The 17,939-nt window shown below is 52.8% G+C and carries 16 protein-coding genes; 14 read left to right on the top strand and 2 right to left on the bottom strand.

All coding sequences use genetic code 11. The features are described from left to right. Nucleotides 1–32: 32 nt before the first annotated feature. From GF1_RS01560 to GF1_RS01515, 10 genes are all read left to right on the top strand, one after another. Nucleotides 33–314, top strand: a complete 282-nt coding sequence (locus GF1_RS01560) for an acyl carrier protein (RefSeq protein ID WP_267927869.1) — start codon at nt 33–35, stop codon at nt 312–314. A 10-nt stretch (nt 315–324) separates the two neighbouring features. Further along, entirely contained in the window at nt 325–1,929 is a 1,605-nt protein-coding gene (locus GF1_RS01555) for an alkaline phosphatase family protein (protein ID WP_267927867.1), read from the top strand. A gap of 6 nt (nt 1,930–1,935) precedes the next feature. Then, entirely contained in the window at nt 1,936–2,847 is a 912-nt protein-coding gene (locus GF1_RS01550; RefSeq protein WP_267927866.1) for an alpha/beta fold hydrolase, read from the top strand. A 48-nt stretch (nt 2,848–2,895) separates the two neighbouring features. Next, the gene (locus GF1_RS01545; RefSeq protein ID WP_267927865.1) at nt 2,896–4,383 is read left to right on the top strand and encodes a hypothetical protein; all 1,488 of its coding nucleotides are present in this window, start codon (nt 2,896–2,898) and stop codon (nt 4,381–4,383) included. Further along, entirely contained in the window at nt 4,376–6,745 is a 2,370-nt protein-coding gene (locus tag GF1_RS01540; RefSeq protein ID WP_267927864.1) for an HlyD family secretion protein, read from the top strand. Before GF1_RS01545 ends, GF1_RS01540 begins: the two co-directional genes overlap by 8 nt. A gap of 71 nt (nt 6,746–6,816) precedes the next feature. Then, nucleotides 6,817–7,632, top strand: a complete 816-nt coding sequence (locus GF1_RS01535) for a sulfatase-like hydrolase/transferase (protein WP_267927863.1) — start codon at nt 6,817–6,819, stop codon at nt 7,630–7,632. 10 nt (nt 7,633–7,642) lie between these two features. Next, nucleotides 7,643–8,551 (top strand): sulfotransferase family protein, encoded by a 909-nt coding sequence (locus GF1_RS01530; RefSeq protein WP_267927862.1) that lies wholly within the window; start codon nt 7,643–7,645, stop codon nt 8,549–8,551. A 78-nt stretch (nt 8,552–8,629) separates the two neighbouring features. Continuing rightward, nucleotides 8,630–9,052, top strand: a complete 423-nt coding sequence (locus GF1_RS01525) for a hypothetical protein (protein ID WP_267927861.1) — start codon at nt 8,630–8,632, stop codon at nt 9,050–9,052. Between the two features lie 60 nt (nt 9,053–9,112). After that, nucleotides 9,113–10,060: an extracellular catalytic domain type 1 short-chain-length polyhydroxyalkanoate depolymerase gene (locus tag GF1_RS01520; RefSeq protein ID WP_267927860.1), complete on the top strand. Its 948-nt coding sequence runs from the start codon at nt 9,113–9,115 to the stop codon at nt 10,058–10,060. A gap of 5 nt (nt 10,061–10,065) precedes the next feature. Next, on the top strand, nt 10,066–11,553 hold the full coding sequence (locus GF1_RS01515; protein ID WP_267927859.1) for an efflux transporter outer membrane subunit: 1,488 nt from the start codon (nt 10,066–10,068) through the stop codon (nt 11,551–11,553). Nucleotides 11,554–11,803: 250 nt separating this feature from the next. Here GF1_RS01515 and GF1_RS01510 read toward each other — a convergent pair whose 3' ends face one another. Further along, on the bottom strand, nt 11,804–13,006 hold the full coding sequence (locus tag GF1_RS01510; protein WP_267927858.1) for an endonuclease/exonuclease/phosphatase family protein: 1,203 nt from the start codon (nt 13,004–13,006) through the stop codon (nt 11,804–11,806). A gap of 149 nt (nt 13,007–13,155) precedes the next feature. Next, nucleotides 13,156–13,479 carry a hypothetical protein gene (locus tag GF1_RS01505; protein WP_267927857.1) on the bottom strand — a complete coding sequence of 108 codons (324 nt, stop codon included), beginning with the start codon at nt 13,477–13,479 and terminating at the stop codon, nt 13,156–13,158. A 266-nt stretch (nt 13,480–13,745) separates the two neighbouring features. Between GF1_RS01505 and GF1_RS01500 the strand changes: the two genes are divergently transcribed. From GF1_RS01500 to GF1_RS01485, 4 genes are read left to right on the top strand one after another with little or no spacing between them, the layout of a single operon-like run. Next, entirely contained in the window at nt 13,746–14,450 is a 705-nt protein-coding gene (locus GF1_RS01500) for an ABC transporter ATP-binding protein (protein ID WP_267927856.1), read from the top strand. Then, the gene (locus tag GF1_RS01495; protein ID WP_267927855.1) at nt 14,443–15,687 is read left to right on the top strand and encodes an ABC transporter permease; all 1,245 of its coding nucleotides are present in this window, start codon (nt 14,443–14,445) and stop codon (nt 15,685–15,687) included. The genes GF1_RS01500 and GF1_RS01495 overlap by 8 nt, the downstream gene beginning before the upstream one ends. A gap of 54 nt (nt 15,688–15,741) precedes the next feature. Further along, nucleotides 15,742–16,482 carry an outer membrane lipoprotein-sorting protein gene (locus GF1_RS01490; protein WP_267927854.1) on the top strand — a complete coding sequence of 247 codons (741 nt, stop codon included), beginning with the start codon at nt 15,742–15,744 and terminating at the stop codon, nt 16,480–16,482. A 48-nt stretch (nt 16,483–16,530) separates the two neighbouring features. Further along, nucleotides 16,531–17,847 carry a hypothetical protein gene (locus GF1_RS01485; RefSeq protein ID WP_267927853.1) on the top strand — a complete coding sequence of 439 codons (1,317 nt, stop codon included), beginning with the start codon at nt 16,531–16,533 and terminating at the stop codon, nt 17,845–17,847. Nucleotides 17,848–17,939: the final 92 nt, after the last annotated feature.

Here is a 17,939-nt window from a genome sequence, read left to right as displayed (position 1 = left end):
TACAATATATTTATCAGGAAGGAATCTCAGAAATGTCATCTACCAACAGAGAAAACGTCGAAAAATCACTGATTGAAATAATCGAGGATCTTGTTCAGGACTGGGGACTTGACCTGGCCGATGGAATATCGGGCCGGACGTCCCTGGTCGAAGACCTTGATTTCGCATCGGTCGATATTATCCAGCTGTGTGTCGCTATTGAACAGTTCTACGGCAAAAAAATAGGCTTTCAGTCCCTGCTGATGGAAGACGGAAGTTATGTATCTGACCTGACGGTCAGCCAGATCGCCGATTATGTGGCACAGAGGGTATAAAGGAGCTACCATGGGAACAAAAACACTGCTGATCGGTCTTGACGGCGCCACTTTCACCATTCTGGACTCTCTGACCGCCCAGCATGGAGAAGAGGAAGTAACCATGCCTTTTCTGGCATCCCTGTACAGAAAAGGATCCCGAGGTATCCTCCGGTCCACGCCCAATCCCCTCACCCCGCCTGCCTGGGTATCCCTGATGACAGGGTACTCTCCGGGACATCATGGCATCTACGATTTCATCCGCTCCGAAGAAGCTGACAACGATATTTTTTTCACGCTCTACGATGCGAGAGACTGCAGGGTCGAAACCATCTGGTCCCTGGCCAGCAGGGCCGGCCAACGTATTGTGGCCCTGAATTTTCCCTTTACGGCCCCGCCTCCCGACGACATCAACGGGGTAATGATTCCCGGATTTATTCCGTGGCGCCACCTCAGAAACAACACAACCCCCAAAGATCTTTACGACCGGCTGCGCCAGGACCTGCCTGATTTCAATCCCCGGGAACTGGCATGGGATTTCGAACTTGAAAAAAAGGCGGTCACCGAACTTTCCGCCACAGAGAGAGAAGACTGGATACGCTACCATCTTCCCCGGGAACGCCTCTGGTTCTCCATTGCGAAATATCTGATGGAAACAGAGCAACCAGATCTCATGGCAGTAATGTTCGATGGTGTTGACAAGATACAGCACCAGGCCTGGCATTTTCTCGATCCAACAGTGCAGGAGACAGACAGGGATGAATATTATCACCGCATGCGATCCCTCTGCCTGGAATACTTCCGGAACCTCGACGGATACATCCAGGAGCTCGTGACCGCGGCCGGCCCGGATGCGCAGGTATTTCTGGTCTCGGATCACGGTTTCACGACAACCTACGAGGTCGTGCGCATCAACACCTATCTGCATGAGAAGGGATACCTTAAGTGGAAAGAAATGCCCGACACCGAAGCTGCGAAAAGGCGCGAGGAGAGCATGTTCGCCAACCTGGACTGGTCAGGAACCACCGCCTACTGCAGCACACCCTCCAGCAACGGCATTACGATCCGGGTCGCCCGGAACCCCGGAGATCCGGGAGTGCCGGAACAGGAATATGAACGCTTCAGGGAACAACTCATCGAGGATCTCCGGGAATTGCGCGATCCGGCCACCGGCGAACGGATCATCACCGGGATCCATAAACGCGAGGAGGTATTTTCCGGCCCGGCCATGGCCGACGCCCCGGACCTCCTGCTGGTCCTGAGGGATTTCGGTTTTGTATCCATAAAAAATAAAAAACCGGTGGTGCAGCCGCGGGAAGAAGTTGCCGGCACCCATCATCCAGAAGGGATCCTCATTGCCTGCGGCAGAGGAATCAGGGAAAATGAAACTGTAGCTCCATGCGATATTGTCGATGCCGGCGCGTTACTGTTGTACAGCCTCGGCCTGAAGGTACCGCGGAACATGGAAGGGCGGGTGCCTGAAAATTTGTTCACCGACTCCCAACTGCAGGACCATCCCGTATGCCTCGGGGATCCGACCGTGCTGGAGAAAAAGGAAACAGGAGCGGACAAGATGTCCGAAGACGAGAAAGAACGGCTTTTGGAACAGCTCAAAATGCTGGGCTACATGGAGTGAGAACAGATGCCCTCAGCGGAAATAAATGGAATAAAGCTCAATTACATGCGAATTGAGTGCACAGCCAACGAGGCGGCCGAGGAACTGGTTCTGATACATGGACTGGCCACCAGCCTGGCTTTCTGGTGCCCTCACTACGTGGAGGAATTCAGGGCCAGCTTCCATGTCACCCTGTACGATCTGAGGGGACATGGAAGGTCCTCTGTACCACAAGGGGGCTACACACCCGACAGTATGGCCAGGGACCTGGCAGGGCTACTGGAATTTCTCGGTATCGAGAAAGCGCATTTTCTCGCCCACAGCTACGGCGGGGCTGTTGCCTTGTGCCACGCCTGCCGCCGGCCCGACTCTGTTGCCAGCCTGGTCCTTGCCGACACCCATCTCTGGGAAGGCAGAAAGAATGCGAATCGGTTCCCCTGGAAACAGGGCCGTGATATCGCGACCTTGCTGAACAGATTCAACATCCCCATTGACAGCGAGGATCCTTTTTTCGGCTATCATCTACTGACGGTGATCGCCAGGATGAAAGCCGGCCAGGCCAGTTTTGCTCCTGAAATCAAGCAGGCCCTTGGGCCTCTTATCTGCCGCTTCGACAGACGAACCGCTTTGAAATGGCTCCAGCTTGTTGCAACAGAAGCGGCGGAAAAAGAAATAATGGCGCCCGACGGGCTTTGCGCAGACAGATTGTCCCGGCTGGAACTTCCCCTAATGGCCATGTACGGAGAACATTCCCAGGCGTTGCCCACGATGCATTTTCTCAAGGATGTCTGGCCGCAGGCGGATTTCCATATTTTCCGCAACGCAGGCCACTTCTTTCCCCTGTCCCGCCAGGATGAAGTGGTTGAAACCTGTCATCTTTTCTGGAGCAAATCGCAGTCCCCTCCCCTTGCGCCCCTGCGCCAGCACCTCGTATATTGAACCCAGCGCCTCAAAAGAACAATTCCATGACCAACACAGGTTTCGGCAGTGACTGACTACCATCGGCTCGGCATTCATCCCGGCCTGCGACAACAGGATTTCCGTCTTATCGCCTATGGTGGGTTCGGCGACGGTCTCAACGCCTACGCCCACTCCATGGCCTGGTTCAACGGGCACCTGTACGTGGCGACGACCAGGGGAAACTTTCCCCTCATGAAGGCGCGGCTGCCCATCGCCCTGGACCCTTGGCCGGTGGAATGCCCGGAAAAACCCTTCGACCTTGACCTGCGGGCTGAAATCTGGCGCTATGATCCCGGTACCGATACCTGGGAGAGAGTTTTCAAATCACCGGTCATCACCGGCAGCCACGGCAAACCCATCCCCAGGGAACTGGGCTACAGGGGAATGGTGGTCAACGAAGAGGAAAATCCACCGGCCCTCTACGTGGCCACCTGGTCACCGGCAAAGGGCCGGGGCCCGGTACTCCTGCGGACTGAAGATGGACGGAATTTCGACATAAGCTGCGAACCCGGCCTGATCGGCCTGCCGGTAACCACCATCAGAACCCTGGCCACCTTCAAGGGTCGACTCTACACGACTCCGGCAGGCGCCCGAGGAGGCAACCCCAATACCTCGTCCCATTCCATTGTGTACGAAAGCCGGAACCCGGCCGCCGGGCAATGGGAACCGGTGAGCGATTTCGGCTTCGGAGATATCGGCAACAAGACTGTTTTTGAAATGGTAGGCTTTGGCGACTATCTCTATGTCGGCACCTTCAACCTGGAAGGCTATCAGGTCTGGCGAACCGACGCCGAGGGTGAACCGCCTTACCGCTGGGAACGGATCATCGAAAAAGGGGCCTACCGCGGCAAACATAACCAATGCGTTCTGAGCATGTATCCCTTCAAGGGGGCCCTTTATGTCGGCAGCGCCATTCAGGGCGGAGGAATCGACAGGCAGAACAATATCGGTCCGGCCCCTCCCGAGCTCATCCGGATTCATCCCGACGGCTCCTGGGACCTGATCGTCGGTGAGGAAAGGGACACACCGGATGGCCACAAATATCCTCTCTCCGGATACCTGTCGGGATTTGACAACTTTTTCAACGGATACTTCTGGAAAATGTGCGCCTATGATGACTGGCTATACCTGTCCACCTTTGACTGGAGTATCATGATACCCTATGCCAGAAGGGAAAGCTGGCCGCAGAGTTTTGTCAATATTGTTAATGAACTGGGCGAAAGATTCATTATCGACAATCATGCCGGGTTCGATCTTTTTCGTTCTTTTGACGGGGAGAACTGGATCCCGGTAACAACCAATGGCATGGGCAACCCCTACAATATCGGTTTACGGACCATGGTGGCCTCTCCTGCGGGATTGTTTCTCGGAACGGCAAATCCATTCGGTCCCAAGGTCATGCCCCTGGGGGGGCATAAATACGTTCGCAATCCCCGGGGGGATGCGAAATCTTTCTTGGGGCCAGAAAAATATCAACCGATGAAAACTAGACAAGGAAACGAACAACGTGGGTGAAGAAGCGAAAAAAGTTGCTGTTCCCGCACTGCTGAAAAAGCACCTGCAGGCCTTCCGGGTCGATGACGGGCAGCAACAGACCTATATCATACGGGACAAGAACACACGGCAGTCTCACTATTTTGAACCCTGGCAGTTTTTCGTCCTCGAGGTGCTGGTCGGCTGCGAGGACTTCAAAAAACTTTCCTCTGTATTCGAAGACCGATTCGGCCGACCACTCACCATCGACGAGGCCGAAAAACTCTTCGATGAAATCGAAGAAAAAAAGCTTTTCAGGATACAGGCCTTTTCTCATCCTATCCTTGAGGAGTTAAAGACGAGAAAGGGGAGCCAGGCTTCCGCCGCGAGTACCGGAAAAACGGTTTCCGACGAGGAATTGCCGGCCGGAATCAAGGATGTCGCCGGCATGGACGATACTGTCGCCTTCCGGGGATTCAAGATTTTCGATCCCGGTCCGTTGCTCAAGATACTGGCACCGATTGTCGCACCTCTACGGTACTCTATCTATCTGCTGCCGACCCTTTTTCTTGTGTCGCTCTATATCGCGACGAAATACTTTGTCCTGATCGAACACGATATCGGCTTTGTACTCGATAATATCACCTTTCTGGAGCACATCCTCCTGGGCATGATCACAGTGAACCTCGCTGTGACGGTTACAACCGCATTCGTGGCCCATTCCTTTCGCGCCACTGTACATGCCGTCTGCCTTGTTTTTTATTTCTTCTTCCTGCCCCGGTTCATGCTCCGGATCGGCCATGTTCAGCAGCTCAGCAGGCGTGAACGGATATGGCTGCATGCCACTCCCCTCGTGGTCCGGATCGCCCTCTTCAGCCTCGGCATCCTGCTGTGGTACATCACCAGGGGACAGGGGACCGGGCAATCATTGTTCGGGCTTTCCCTGGCCACGATCAGTGGTGTATCTTTCCTCATTACCGCCAACCCTCTTATAAAGAGCAGCGGCTACTATCTGTTATCGGCCTTTGCCAACGAACCGTATCTCAAGGAAAAGGCGTACAAAACCCTGCTGAACAAACTGCATGGACGGGTTTACACCTCGGCGGACAACACCATTCTCAGCGCCTATGCCCTGCTGTCCATACTCTGCCTGCTGACGGTGATTACCGTCGGCGTGTACTTTGTCGGTCACATCCTCAAGATACAGATAGGACCAGCCGGAATAATCGTAACAGCCGTTCTCTTTTTGTTTGTCTGTTACAGAATATGGCGACAGCTCAAGAAAATAACCGAACAGTACGAACGCACCGTTCAATTTGAACGATGGCGAAAGCGCCTTGCTCCTGACAACAGTGACAGTATCGTCCCCGGTCGCCAGAGAAATATCACCAGGTCGGTGGTCTGGACTTCAATCGTCTTCATAACCGCTCTACTGCTGATGGTGCCCTGCAGGTACAATCCGGGCGGAAACTTCGTCATCATCCCCGGCAAACAGCAGGAGATCACCTCGAACTATCCCGGCATCATCAAGGAAGTGTATTTCAACGGCGGAGAGACGGTTACCGCCGACACGCCCATCGCGGTTCTTGACTCCTCTGAATTCGAGTACCAGCGAAACCTGTATGCCTACAAGGTGAAGGAACAGGCGGCAATCATCGAGAACATGAAAGCCAAGCCCCGTCCGGAAGAACACCTCCTGGCTCTGAGAAGTCTTGAGGTCGAAAAGACCAAGGTCAGATTCAGCGAGGCAAAATTACAGCGGGCAAGAGAACTGTTCCAGAAAGAGGCTATTTCCCTGGAAGAGCTTGCCGATATAGAAAAACAGTATAATGTTGACAAGATGCAGGAAGAAGAGCGCACCGCCAATCTGGCCCTGACCGATGCCGGTGTTGCTCCCGAAGAACTTGAGGCAGCCACTGCCAAGCTGCAGCGGTTCAAGGAAATGCGCGACTACTACCAGAGATTGATCGACCAGGCTGTCCTGCGCATGCCATTTACCGGCACACTGACCACCCTGCACCTGAAGCAGAAAATCGGCAGTTTTCTTGAGAAAGGAGAGCCTTTTGCTCTGGCCGAAAATACCGAGAGCGTGACTGCCCAGATCAATATCCCCGAGGTTGACATAGATTTCGTCCAAACCGGTGCAGAGGCCGAGCTCCGTCCTTTGGCCTATGAAAATATGGAATTTCATGGCACAGTTACAAACATTGGGCCCGACGTCACAGAAGAGCAGTTCGGAAAATTCATAAGCGTTATGGTTAGGTTGGAAAATCACGACGGCGCCATAAAATCGGGCATGACAGGCTACGCCAAGATACAGAGCTCTGAACTTCCCCTGTGGAACATCCTGTCCATGGGGCTGAGGAGATTTGCGAGAATAGAAGTGTGGTCCTGGCTGCCATAGGCAATTACCCGTTCCGGTCGGCCATGGAGACGGCCGAGAGCGTTACCATTACATTTTCCCTGGATAGTATCATGGCAAACAATATTGTATTTATCATCATGGACAGTTGTCGCTACGACACTTTCACGATGGCGGACACACCCAATATCGACCGCCTCGGAGCTGTTGAAAAGCGGTACAGCTATGCCTCCTGGACAGCGCCATCCCACTACGCCTTTACCATGGGGATGATGCCGCATACCAGCCCGGTTGGCGTCTTCGCCTCCACAGTGTACAAGGAAGAATTCGTTCTATGGACAGACAGAACAGGGCTGCCCGATATTTCCTTTAAAGACTTTCTACCGGAAATTTCCCTGCCGCTGGTCCTGAGGAAACTGGGCTACAGAACCGTTGCCCGTGTTTCACTGCCCGTGTTGAATAAATTCACCTTGATCAGCCGCGACTTTGACGATTACAAGCTCATGGAGAACCACAATGATTTCTCCGGCATGATCGACGAAATGGAGTTCAACCCGGACCAGCCGCACTACTATTTCCTCAATCTCGGGGAGACGCATTATCCGTACATGCTCAATGACGACCAACTGCCTCATATCTCCGGCGTCCACGGGGTCTTCAAATCCCTGGACAACAGGGACCGGCAACAGGGTTCCCGTGAAAAATTCTTTGATCCGGAACAGATGCAAATGCTGCACAGGCAGCAGGTCAAATGCGTCGAGTATCTGGACGGGCAGATCGGGAGGCTCATGGATAAGGCACCCGGGAATACCTGGTTTATCGTCACCTCGGACCATGGTGAGCTCTTTGGCGAGGACGGCTATTTCGGCCACGGTCCGGTGATGCACGAAAAGTGTTTCGAGGTTCCGTTTGTGGAAGGTCTGAAATAAACTGCAGCATATGGCACCTCCACTTTTTCTGCTGGCCCCGCCACGATCCTACACTTCGGTTATCAACGCCATGATAGGTCAGCATCCGCAGACTTTCGGTCTGCCGGAACTCAACCTTTTCAATGTTGAACACCTCAAGGATCTGTGGCGTCGCAAGCCCACAGACAATGTAACGCAACCAAAGCGCAGAAACGGCCTTCTGCGGGCCGTGGCCGAAATATATGGTGGCGAGCAGACCGCCGCCACAGTACACATGGCGAATCACTGGGCTGCCGCCCGCCAGGAACGTAGCTCCGGAGAAGTCTACAGGGAACTGGCCGATAAGCTCGATCCGCTCATCATTGTCGAGAAAAGTCCACTGTATTCCCTCTCGCTTCGCTACCTGCAGAGGATACTGGAAACATTTCCCGATGCTCGTTTCATCCATCTGCTCCGCCATCCCGTCGCCCAGTGCAAATCGGTGATGAAACTCAACGACGGCATCTTCGCCCTCTGGGTCAACGCGCTGGAATTCCGGGGAGACAGGGCCATCATCGAACCGCAGATCGCGTGGTACAATATCAACATCACCATTATGAATTTTCTGGACATGGTGCCTGAAAGGAACAAGATGCGCCTGCAGGGAGAAAAACTGATGGAACAGCCGGTCCGGTATCTCCGCCAGATCTGTCAATGGCTGGAAATTCGTGACGACGACGCGGCCATCGACGAGATGATGCATCCGGAGCGATCGCCGTTTGCCTGTTTCGGGCCTATAAATGCCCTGTACGGAAATGATCCCAACTTTCTCCGAGGCCCCAGCTTCCGCCAGCACAAGCCGAAACCGCCACCCCTGGAAGGTCCGCTTCCCTGGAGAGACGACGGCGGACAACTTTACCCGGAAGTCGCGGAACTGGCCCGCTCCTTCGGCTACTGCTAGCAGATAGCGGTCCGCGATCCGTACAGTAACATTCCTTCATGAACCAACACAGGGAACCCAGAGGAAAATTTTCCTGACATGACCAACGACAAGCAACCGGAGCACCAGCTGAAAGCAGGCACCAGAAAACCCATCGGTCTGCTCGACACCGACCCGGAAAGCACCACCAGTACACCGGACGATCTGCCCGAGTCCCTCAAAGCCCTCAGGCAAGCAACGATAACCCGCTTTCGTTCTGCCCAGGTCAGAAGCTTTATCGAAGAGCAGATCGAATATGTCAATCTCAACCGCCAGGTGGCGGAGGCGATCCAGTTTTTCTTCGACGAGAAAGGCCGACTCCCGGCCAATGCGCCGATTCACGAAATCATCGCTGAACGAAAAAAAATTGAATCGTCTATCCGCTGGTTCGAAGCCATCTGCAAGGAACTGACCAACGAACTTGCCCAGATAAAGGAGATAGAGGATGCGTTTCTCGATTATCTCAGTTCGCAGGAAGAGTAAAATGGCGTGCGCAGACCACCTTGCGATGAAAAATATAATCAAAATTCGGAGAACAGTACCATGTCGTATTTTTTCAGGACCGTCATGTTGATCTCGGCTCTTCTCATCACGAGTACAACCGGTTGTGCCGCCACTGTCAGCTCCGGGAACGGCGGTGTGGCGGAAAAAAAATCCCTGCAAATGCTTGTCGACGGTGAAACCCGAAGTTTCATCGTCTACAAACCCTCATCTGCGACAACGTCCCAGGCACCGCCTCTCATGATCGTTCTCCATGGAGGGCTTGGCAATGCCGCCGCCATGGAACGGACCAGCGGTATGGACAACGTGGCTGACAAAGAGGGATTTATCGTTGTCTATCCAAATGGCACCGGCCCCAGATATGCCATGCGGAGACAGGTTAAAAACCGGAGAACCTGGAATGCCGGGTCGTGTTGTGGTCCCGCAGTCCGTTTCAATGTGGATGACGTCGCCTTTATCTCCAATCTCATAGACAAAATGCAGCGCGAGTATGGTATCGATCCCCGGCGGGTCTATGTGGCCGGCTTTTCCAACGGTGCCATGCTGGCATACCGACTGGCCTGCGAAATTCCGGAGAAAATTACCGCCATTATCGCTGTATCAGGTACGCTGGCAGTTGACAGTTGCAGTGACAAGGCCAACCAGGTTGCTGTACTCCACATCCACGGAGAAATGGATGACAATGTTCCCTATAAAGGGGGTATGGGTCACAACAGCAGGGCAGGAGTGCGTCATCGTTCGGTCGAGGAAACCGTCAGGATGATGACGGCAACCAGGGACTGCGCCCCACCCAAAGTGGAAATCCTCCACGGTGTGATCAAGCATACTACTTATACCTGCACCAGTGGCGCCCCCTTTGAGCTTATCACTATCAAGAACGGCAAGCATGTCTGGCCGGGCGGCCATGGGCGGCGCAATACCCCGGAAGACGGCCGTTATATTTCCGCCAGCGAGGCTGCATGGAATTTTGCAAAAAAATTCACCAAATAATTAATATGTTACGCAAGTATCCACTGTCCCTGCCAGGCAGCCTCTCGACCATCCCCTGCCATCAGCCGATCGGCATGCAAGGTACCGTGGTGGCGGTCATCATCTTTCTGGTGACCTGTTGTCTGCAGGGATGCGCCGTAACTGAAGACTTCAAGCCGCCGGTCGTTTCCTCACCGGACGGATGGCGGACAACTTTGCCTACAAATCTCGAAGCTTCTGAAAAAAAATGGTGGGAACAGTTCCAGGATCCTGTGCTCAATGATCTGATAACCGCTGCGCTCAGGAACAATCACTACCTGAAAATCGCTGTTGCCCGGGTCGACGAGATGCAGGGACGGCTGCGTTCGACAACCGCGCTCAAGTATCCCCAGCTCGGATACGATGCCCGGGCTTCAAGACAGCAGAAAAGCGGGAATGGAGACCTGACAGTTATAGGAGGGGACAGGATTTCGTCGAACTATCTCCTGCAACTTCCGGTCAGCTGGGAGCTCGATCTATGGGGCCGTATCGCCCGGTCCACGGAGGAGGCAAGGGCGCAGCTACTTTCGGCGGCAGAAAACCGCAAGGCTGTGGTGATGAGTCTGACCACCGATGTAGCATTGAACTATATTAACCTGTTGACCCTGGTTAAAAAACTCGAGGTTTCACGCGATACCCTCAAGTCCAGGAAAGAATTACTTGATGTTTACCTGATCAAGAAGGAAAAAGGACAGATATCCAACCTTGAGCTGGCGCAGGTTCTTTCCTCGTACGAAGAAATCAAAGTGCTGATTCCTGAAATAGAATACCAGATTTCTATTCAGGAAAACTACCTCAGCCTGTTGTGCGGATTCAATCCAGGCCGGATTCCAAGGGGTCGCTCGCTGGAATCCCTCGGCACGCCGGATGTCCCGGCCGGCCTGCCCTCGGATCTTCTTTCGCGGCGCCCTGATATTCGGCAGAAAGAACAGGATCTTGTCGCGGCGAACGCCCGCATCGGCATCGCCAGGACAAAATACTTTCCCTCGATCTCGCTGACCGGTTTACTGGGCTATGTGAGCAAGGAACTTTCCGAACTGCTTACCGGTTCTTCCAACGTATGGAGCATTGGTTCGGACATTGCCGGCTCTCTTTTTACAGGAGGAAAAATCAGCGGCGAGCTTCAGCAGGCGCACGCCGTTTACCGTCAGGTGCTCAACGACTACATGTGGACCGTGCAGACGGCCTTCAGGGAAGTCAACGATTCACTGATCTATCTTCAGAAACAGAAGGAACAGTATACCGAGCTGCAACGATACATAGCGGTTCTGAAGGACTATGAAAACTTCTCACGGATCCGCTACGAGACAGGATATCTGCGATACCTTACCGTGCTGGATGCCCAGAGACGCCTTTACTCGGCCGAAATCAAACATGTACAGACAGCAAGCAACATTTACGCCGCTCTCATAAAGCTTTACAAAGCCATGGGTGGAGGATGGGTAGGCCTGGCGGACGAGATGGTAGAAAAATAATCCAGTCTAAAATCGCAGACCGATAGATCCAGGGAAAAAATCCCTGACGGTCATCCATGCGGGCAGACGATAGCGACGGCAAGCTGATAAGCTGATCCCTCGGGAGTGTTGAGGGGTTCGGTGACAAACAAGTCTCAGAGTCGCCAGATACGCCTTGACTTTCTGCTTGCGGCATGAACCAGGAAGGAAGGACCGACCTGGTTCATGCCGCGAAAAATCCCTGTCCAGCAAGGACAGGTCACCACCGGTCCTATTCCCGGAAAAACCTTATTCCGACAATCACCCCGGCATGATCCGACGGCCACAGGCCTTCATCGGTCATGTTGAAAATCCTGTTGCCGACCACCTTGGCCCTTACCTTTTTCACATCTTTGCCCCTGGGCAGGACAAAAATATGATCGATCCGCTCGTAGAGCCGAGCCCATGGATCATCCAGCGTTTCATTGAAACAGCATGTATAACCATCAGCTTTCCTTTCTCTCAGGATCCAGGTGTCCAGATAACCTGCATCTACAGCCTGGGTATATGGCACGTCCGATCCCGGGTCACTCCCGGGAAAACTGTTGAAATCTCCGGCCAGGATGACGGTTTTGTCTTCCGCGGCCAAGATACTCAGAAGTTCCTGCATCTGGTCGGCCTGGATCCGAGAAAAAATGTCACCCGGCAGCCCCCCTACTTCCAGGTGCGTATTTACGAAACGATAGGTCTGTCCCCTGACGGTCGCATCCACTGCCACAAAACCACGAACAAATTCAATCCAGAGGCTGTCATCCACAGGTACCCTGATTTTACTGGTATAATTGTAGACAAAGGGATTGGCGACATCCACGTCACCGCGGACCAGAATAACATCATGATCCGTGAGACGGACATCATCGAATGTCGGCGCGCCGGCGGAATCAAAACCTGTCAACATCGGCAGTTCCACGTCGGCATTGGTAACAACCGCGGCGACCCGGTAATCCAGATTCCGGGCAGCCAAGGCGCGGGTAAGAATATCAAGGTAATCCCAGACCGTTTCCTCGGCATTAGGCGCTGTGAAACCTTGCACGAAATCACCGGGCGCCTGGCGACGAATGGTGGTCACTTCCTGCAGACCGATCAGGTCCGGCCTGTAACGCTGAATCTCATCGGCGACAGCCTCGGCCCGCTGCACAAAATCAGTGTACTGCATTATACTGTATATTTCCGCCACAGCTTCCGGAATTGCCAAAGGATCTGGATCAGCAAGCGCAGGGACAATTCTGAAGATGTCAGCCCCAAGGTAAAGATTTCGGGTCATGACCCTGACACTGTCACTTAACCTCGGCTCCAGCGACCAGGCTGAAGAAAAAGATGTAAACACCAGGAACATGACAAGAAAAATTATCGGCAACGAGAAAGCATGCACTTCTCTCACCCGCCTCACCATTCGACTAAATCTCTCAGACCCAATCATTCTTTCCGTTTTCATAACGAATTACCCTCCGAAGCGTGCAAGTGGCAGAAAAAATGTGAATTGTTGACAAGCCCGGTAGTTTGCCAGACCTGCCTGACGGGATTACCCTGGACGGCACACGATGTTAAGCAGTTGGGGCCGCTGCTATTATCTGGCGAGAACCATTAGATACATCCATAATTGTCTTTAGATATAGTTTTATTTTCGCTTCGGAGGATGTCAATAAAAATCAGCAATTCCCCGAGGACACGGATTCCCTTGGTTGTGCTAACCGAAAATTGACCACCCCGAGCACAATTAGCAAGATAATCAGAAAAATCAGAACCAGTTAATGTGAGAGGCAACACTCGGAAAGTCTCATTTTCGCTGAACCAATACAGGAATAGCTGTGAAGATGGTTTCACATCGACAGTTTCGACAAAAACGTCGACAAAAAACCATGCTTGTCGATTTTTTTTGCTATTACCAGGGTAAATAGTGTTTTTCACCGTTATCGGCAGCGCCTCCTCACAAGTTTGGCAAAACAATACGATATCCACAATAAACACCGCAAATTACAGCACATTTTGCTTATAACTGTTCATCACATCAAAAGGAGCCTATCGAAAAAACGATTTATTCTTGTTTCTCTTTGCCCATGGCCTGTTTTTTGCTTATCATTGCTGACCGAAAGATCAAACCAATATTGCAACGTATTCATTTGTAAAAAATTAAGTAGTATCAATACCAGACTTCTTCTACCGGAGGAAAATTCATGCATCTTGTGGAGTGCAGCAACATCACCAAGATCTATCAGTCCGGGGAGGTAAGCGTAAAGGCCATACAGGACGTATCCTTTACCGTCGACGAATCCTCTTTTGTCGCCTTTGTCGGCCCTTCCGGCAGCGGAAAATCCACCCTGCTCAACATGATAGGCTGTCTTGATCCGCCCACCAGCGGCACACTGAAGGTGGCTGGACAGAATATCTCGGATATGGGCAGAAGCAGGGCCGCCGCTTTCAGGGGAGAAAACATCGGCTTTGTTTTCCAGGACTTCAACCTTATTCCGGTACTTTCGGTGTTTGAAAACATCGAATATCCCCTGATCATGGTCCAGAACTGGCCAAAGGCCAGGCGGGAAAAACAGGTCAACGAGCTGCTTGAAGCCGTAGGTGTCGCCGACCAGGCAAACAAGTTTCCCCGCCAGATTTCCGGCGGCCAGAAGCAGCGGGTGGCCATTGCCAGGGCCCTGGTCACCAATGCGCCTCTTGTGCTGGCCGATGAGCCCACGGCCAACCTGGACCGGAAATCAGCCGAGCGCATCATTGACCTGATGAAAAAGATGCGCGACGAGTTCGGCACCACCTTTATCTTTTCCACCCACGACCCGCGGGTGGTCAAAAATGCAGAAATAATTTTTACACTGGAAGATGGATGCCTGATAAGCCAGGAAGACAGCAAAAGAGGTAACCATGTATAATATAATAAAAATTGCCGCAAGAAACCTTTGGCGCTATAAACGGCGCACCCTGCTGACCTCCATCCTCATAACCCTTGGCGTGGTTTCAGTCCTGCTCTTTGTCTCGGTGTCGGGCTCGTTTAAAAACATGATGGTCGGCCAAATCACCGACTCCATGATCGGCCATATCCAGATCCACAAAAAAGGATATCTCTCTTCCATGGACAGCCTGCCGCTGGACCGGAACCTGAACGAAAAGCAGGTTAAAAAAATCAGCAAACTACTTAAAAACAATCCGGAAATTGAGGCATTTTCTCCACGCATCCGCTTTGGAGCCATGTTTTCCAACTTCAGTGAGACCACCAATATCAGGCTCGCTGCTGTCAATCCGGAAATGGAGATGAATACCGTGCCCCTGCTGGCTGCCCGGATCATCAAGGGAAAAAAGGACGGCCTTATCGGCCGGGGCGAGATACTGATCCCCGAGTTGATCGCAAAAGGCATGAAGGTGAAGATCGGCGACTCCATCGTGCTGGTGGCTAACAACAAGGACGGCTCGGTCAACGGACAGACATTCACTGTGCGCGGGGTTCTGGAGGGCATTTCCGGCCCGGGTGGTCGTGACGGTGTCATGCATATCCAGGATGCGCGCGAGTTGCTGCGTATAGACTCCAAAGAAGCCAGCGAGGTGGCCATCCGCCTGAAAAACATGGATATGCTGCATCCTGTCTACAACCAGCTGCAACAGGAACTCGGTTCCATCAAAAACAAAAAGGGCAAGCCTGTTTTTGAAATTCACACCTGGGAAAAGCTCTCTCCCTTTTTCAATATTGCCCGCATGATCGACCTGCTGACCCTGTTTATCAAGATCATGCTGGTTGCCATTGTTCTGGTATCGATTATGAATGTGATGATCATGGCCGTGTATGAACGGATCAACGAGATCGGCACCATTGCCGCCATCGGCACCAGACCGGCCAGGATTCTGGCGCTTTTTGTGACCGAAGGGCTGCTGCTCGGCATTCTCGGCACTATCATCGGTATCGGCCTGAGCCTGGGCGGAATAGCCTGGATGAATGCCGTCGGCCTCAGTTTTGATTTCGGACGGCAAAAGGGTCTGCTGCTCTCTCCGACCATCGGAGCGACTGATATTCTCGCCATCGCCGGGATCGTCGTGGCCATAGCTGTTCTCGGCAGCCTGCAGCCTGCCATCAAGGCGGCACGCATGGATCCAATCAAGGCCCTGCGCCATGTATAAGGTTTATTGTTTCTCAGGTTGAAGAATGCACAACCCTACGAACAGGAGACAGAGATGAAAAACACAGTGTTGTACCTGATGATCGGTTGTCTGCTGGCCGCACTGCCTGGGCAGGCTTTGGCTGTTGACGGCAACGCCCTGCTCCGCCAGGTGGATGCCAATCTTCAGCCTGAATCCTATGAAATGTACAGAAAGCTGATCAATATAGAACCAGACGGCAGAAAAAAAGAATTTGTATTCTACACCGCTAAAAAGGGCAAAGACAGGATGGTGGCCCTGTTTCTCTCACCGGCCAGTGAAAAAGGACGGGTTTCCCTGCGGATTGGCGACAACATGTGGCTCTACATCCCCAATGTGGGCAAGCCGATCCGGATAACCAGCCTGCAGTCAGTGGTGGGTGGCGTGTTCAACAATTCCGACATTCTGCGGTTGGATTTTCACGTGGAGTATGATGTTGCCGCGGTGATTGACCAGGGGGATACATGGTCCCTGGAACTGCAGGCCAAGACCCGGGCCGTTGCCTATGACCGGCTGAAAATGACGGTTGACAAGAAAACCGTGCAGCCGCTTGATATCCAGTGCTTCGCCAGTTCGGGAATGCTCATCAAGACCCTGCATTACAGTGACATAAAGGATTTAGGCGACGGTGTCGTCCGCCCGGCGAAGCTGATAACCGACAGCCCTCTGCACAAAGGATACCGTTCGGTGATGATCTTTGCCAAAATAAAAAAACGGGAATTTGACGACGAAGTCTTCAGCCTGGAATTCATGCCCCGAGTTGATGAACTTCGCTGATACCCGGGGGCAGAGCTGATACCATCAAGACGAGATAAAGAGTATACGATGATCCGGAACATGCCCGCCATTGCCCTGGGATTCTGCATGGTCCTTCTCGCGGCCGGGATTTCCCGGGCAGCCGAAGACGACCTGGACGGTTTTGACTTTGATCCGGATGCCTTTGAAAAAAAATCTCTGCAATGGGGAGGCTATGTTGAGGGAAAATTCGAGCAGTTTTCCTACAACGAGGACAGTGCCCTCTATTTTCTCAATGTCCGGAACACGGAGCGTTCGACCCTGGACAGGACGACCGGAACCCTTCAGCTCGTCGGCAGTTACAGTATTAAAAAAAGCAGTTTCAACTGGCTGCTCAAGGCATCGGCCAGCCAGGACCAGGATCAGTATGATGACTGGGCGAATATTTACGAGGCCTATCTGCGGCTGCGCCCGACAGACACGGTAACTGTGGAGGCGGGAAAGCAGTCCTACAAATGGGGAACCGGTTATGCCTGGAACCCGGTGGGTTTTCTCAACCAGCGTAAGGACCCCAATGATCCAGATGAAGACATGGAAGGTTTTGTCAGCCTGGAAACATCCTGGGTCCGCAGTGTTGGCTCCACCCTGGAATCCATGGCCGCCTCGGTCAGTATCCTGCCGGTATGGGACGGGGTGAATGATGATTTCGGTCGGAAGGACAATATCAACCTGGCTGCCAAACTCTATTTCCTGGTGAAAAACACCGATATTGATTTTCTGTATTTCACCGGCGACAGTCGATCCTCTCGGTATGGTATCGACTTTGCCTCAAACCTTGCCACCAACTTTGCCATTCATGGAGAATTTTCCTGGATTCCCCATGCTGACCGGGTCGTCCTGGAACAAAACGGGGAACTGCGAGTGGAAGAATCTTCTTCTGCCAGCTTCCTGCTGGGGATGCGCTACCTTTCCGAGCAGAACATCACTACGATTCTGGAGTATTACCACAACGGTTCGGGATATTCCGAAGAAGAGATGAGCCGCTACTATCACTTGGTCAATGAGGCACAGGGAGAAAGTGATCCCACGGTGGCAACCCTGCTGCTTGAAAAGGCACAGACCGTCAGCCAAAACGGTTACGGAGCCTTTCAGAACCGAAAAAACTACGGCTATGCCAGGATTACCTGGAAGGAGCCGTACGATATTGTCTATTTCACCCCCGGGATCACCGGCATCATCAACCTTGACGACAACTCCTGGACCCTGACTCCGGAACTGCTCTACACCGGGTTTACCAACTGGGAGCTGCGGCTCAGGTATTCACTGCTCAATGGTGCTGATAACAGTGAATATGGTGAAAAGACAAATACTGATAAAATTGAACTGCGCATCAGGTACTTTTTCTGATCACGGGACCCGACCACAGGCGGCCAGTTCCAGTTCGAGAGAGAAAGTATAGACGGTCAGAACACGGGCTTATCTGACAGGGAGCGGGGAAC

Source organism: Desulfolithobacter dissulfuricans (genome assembly GCF_025998535.1).
Classification (GTDB): Bacteria; Desulfobacterota; Desulfobulbia; order Desulfobulbales; family Desulfobulbaceae; genus Desulfolithobacter; species Desulfolithobacter dissulfuricans.
This window is presented reverse-complemented; position numbering and strand designations above follow the sequence as displayed.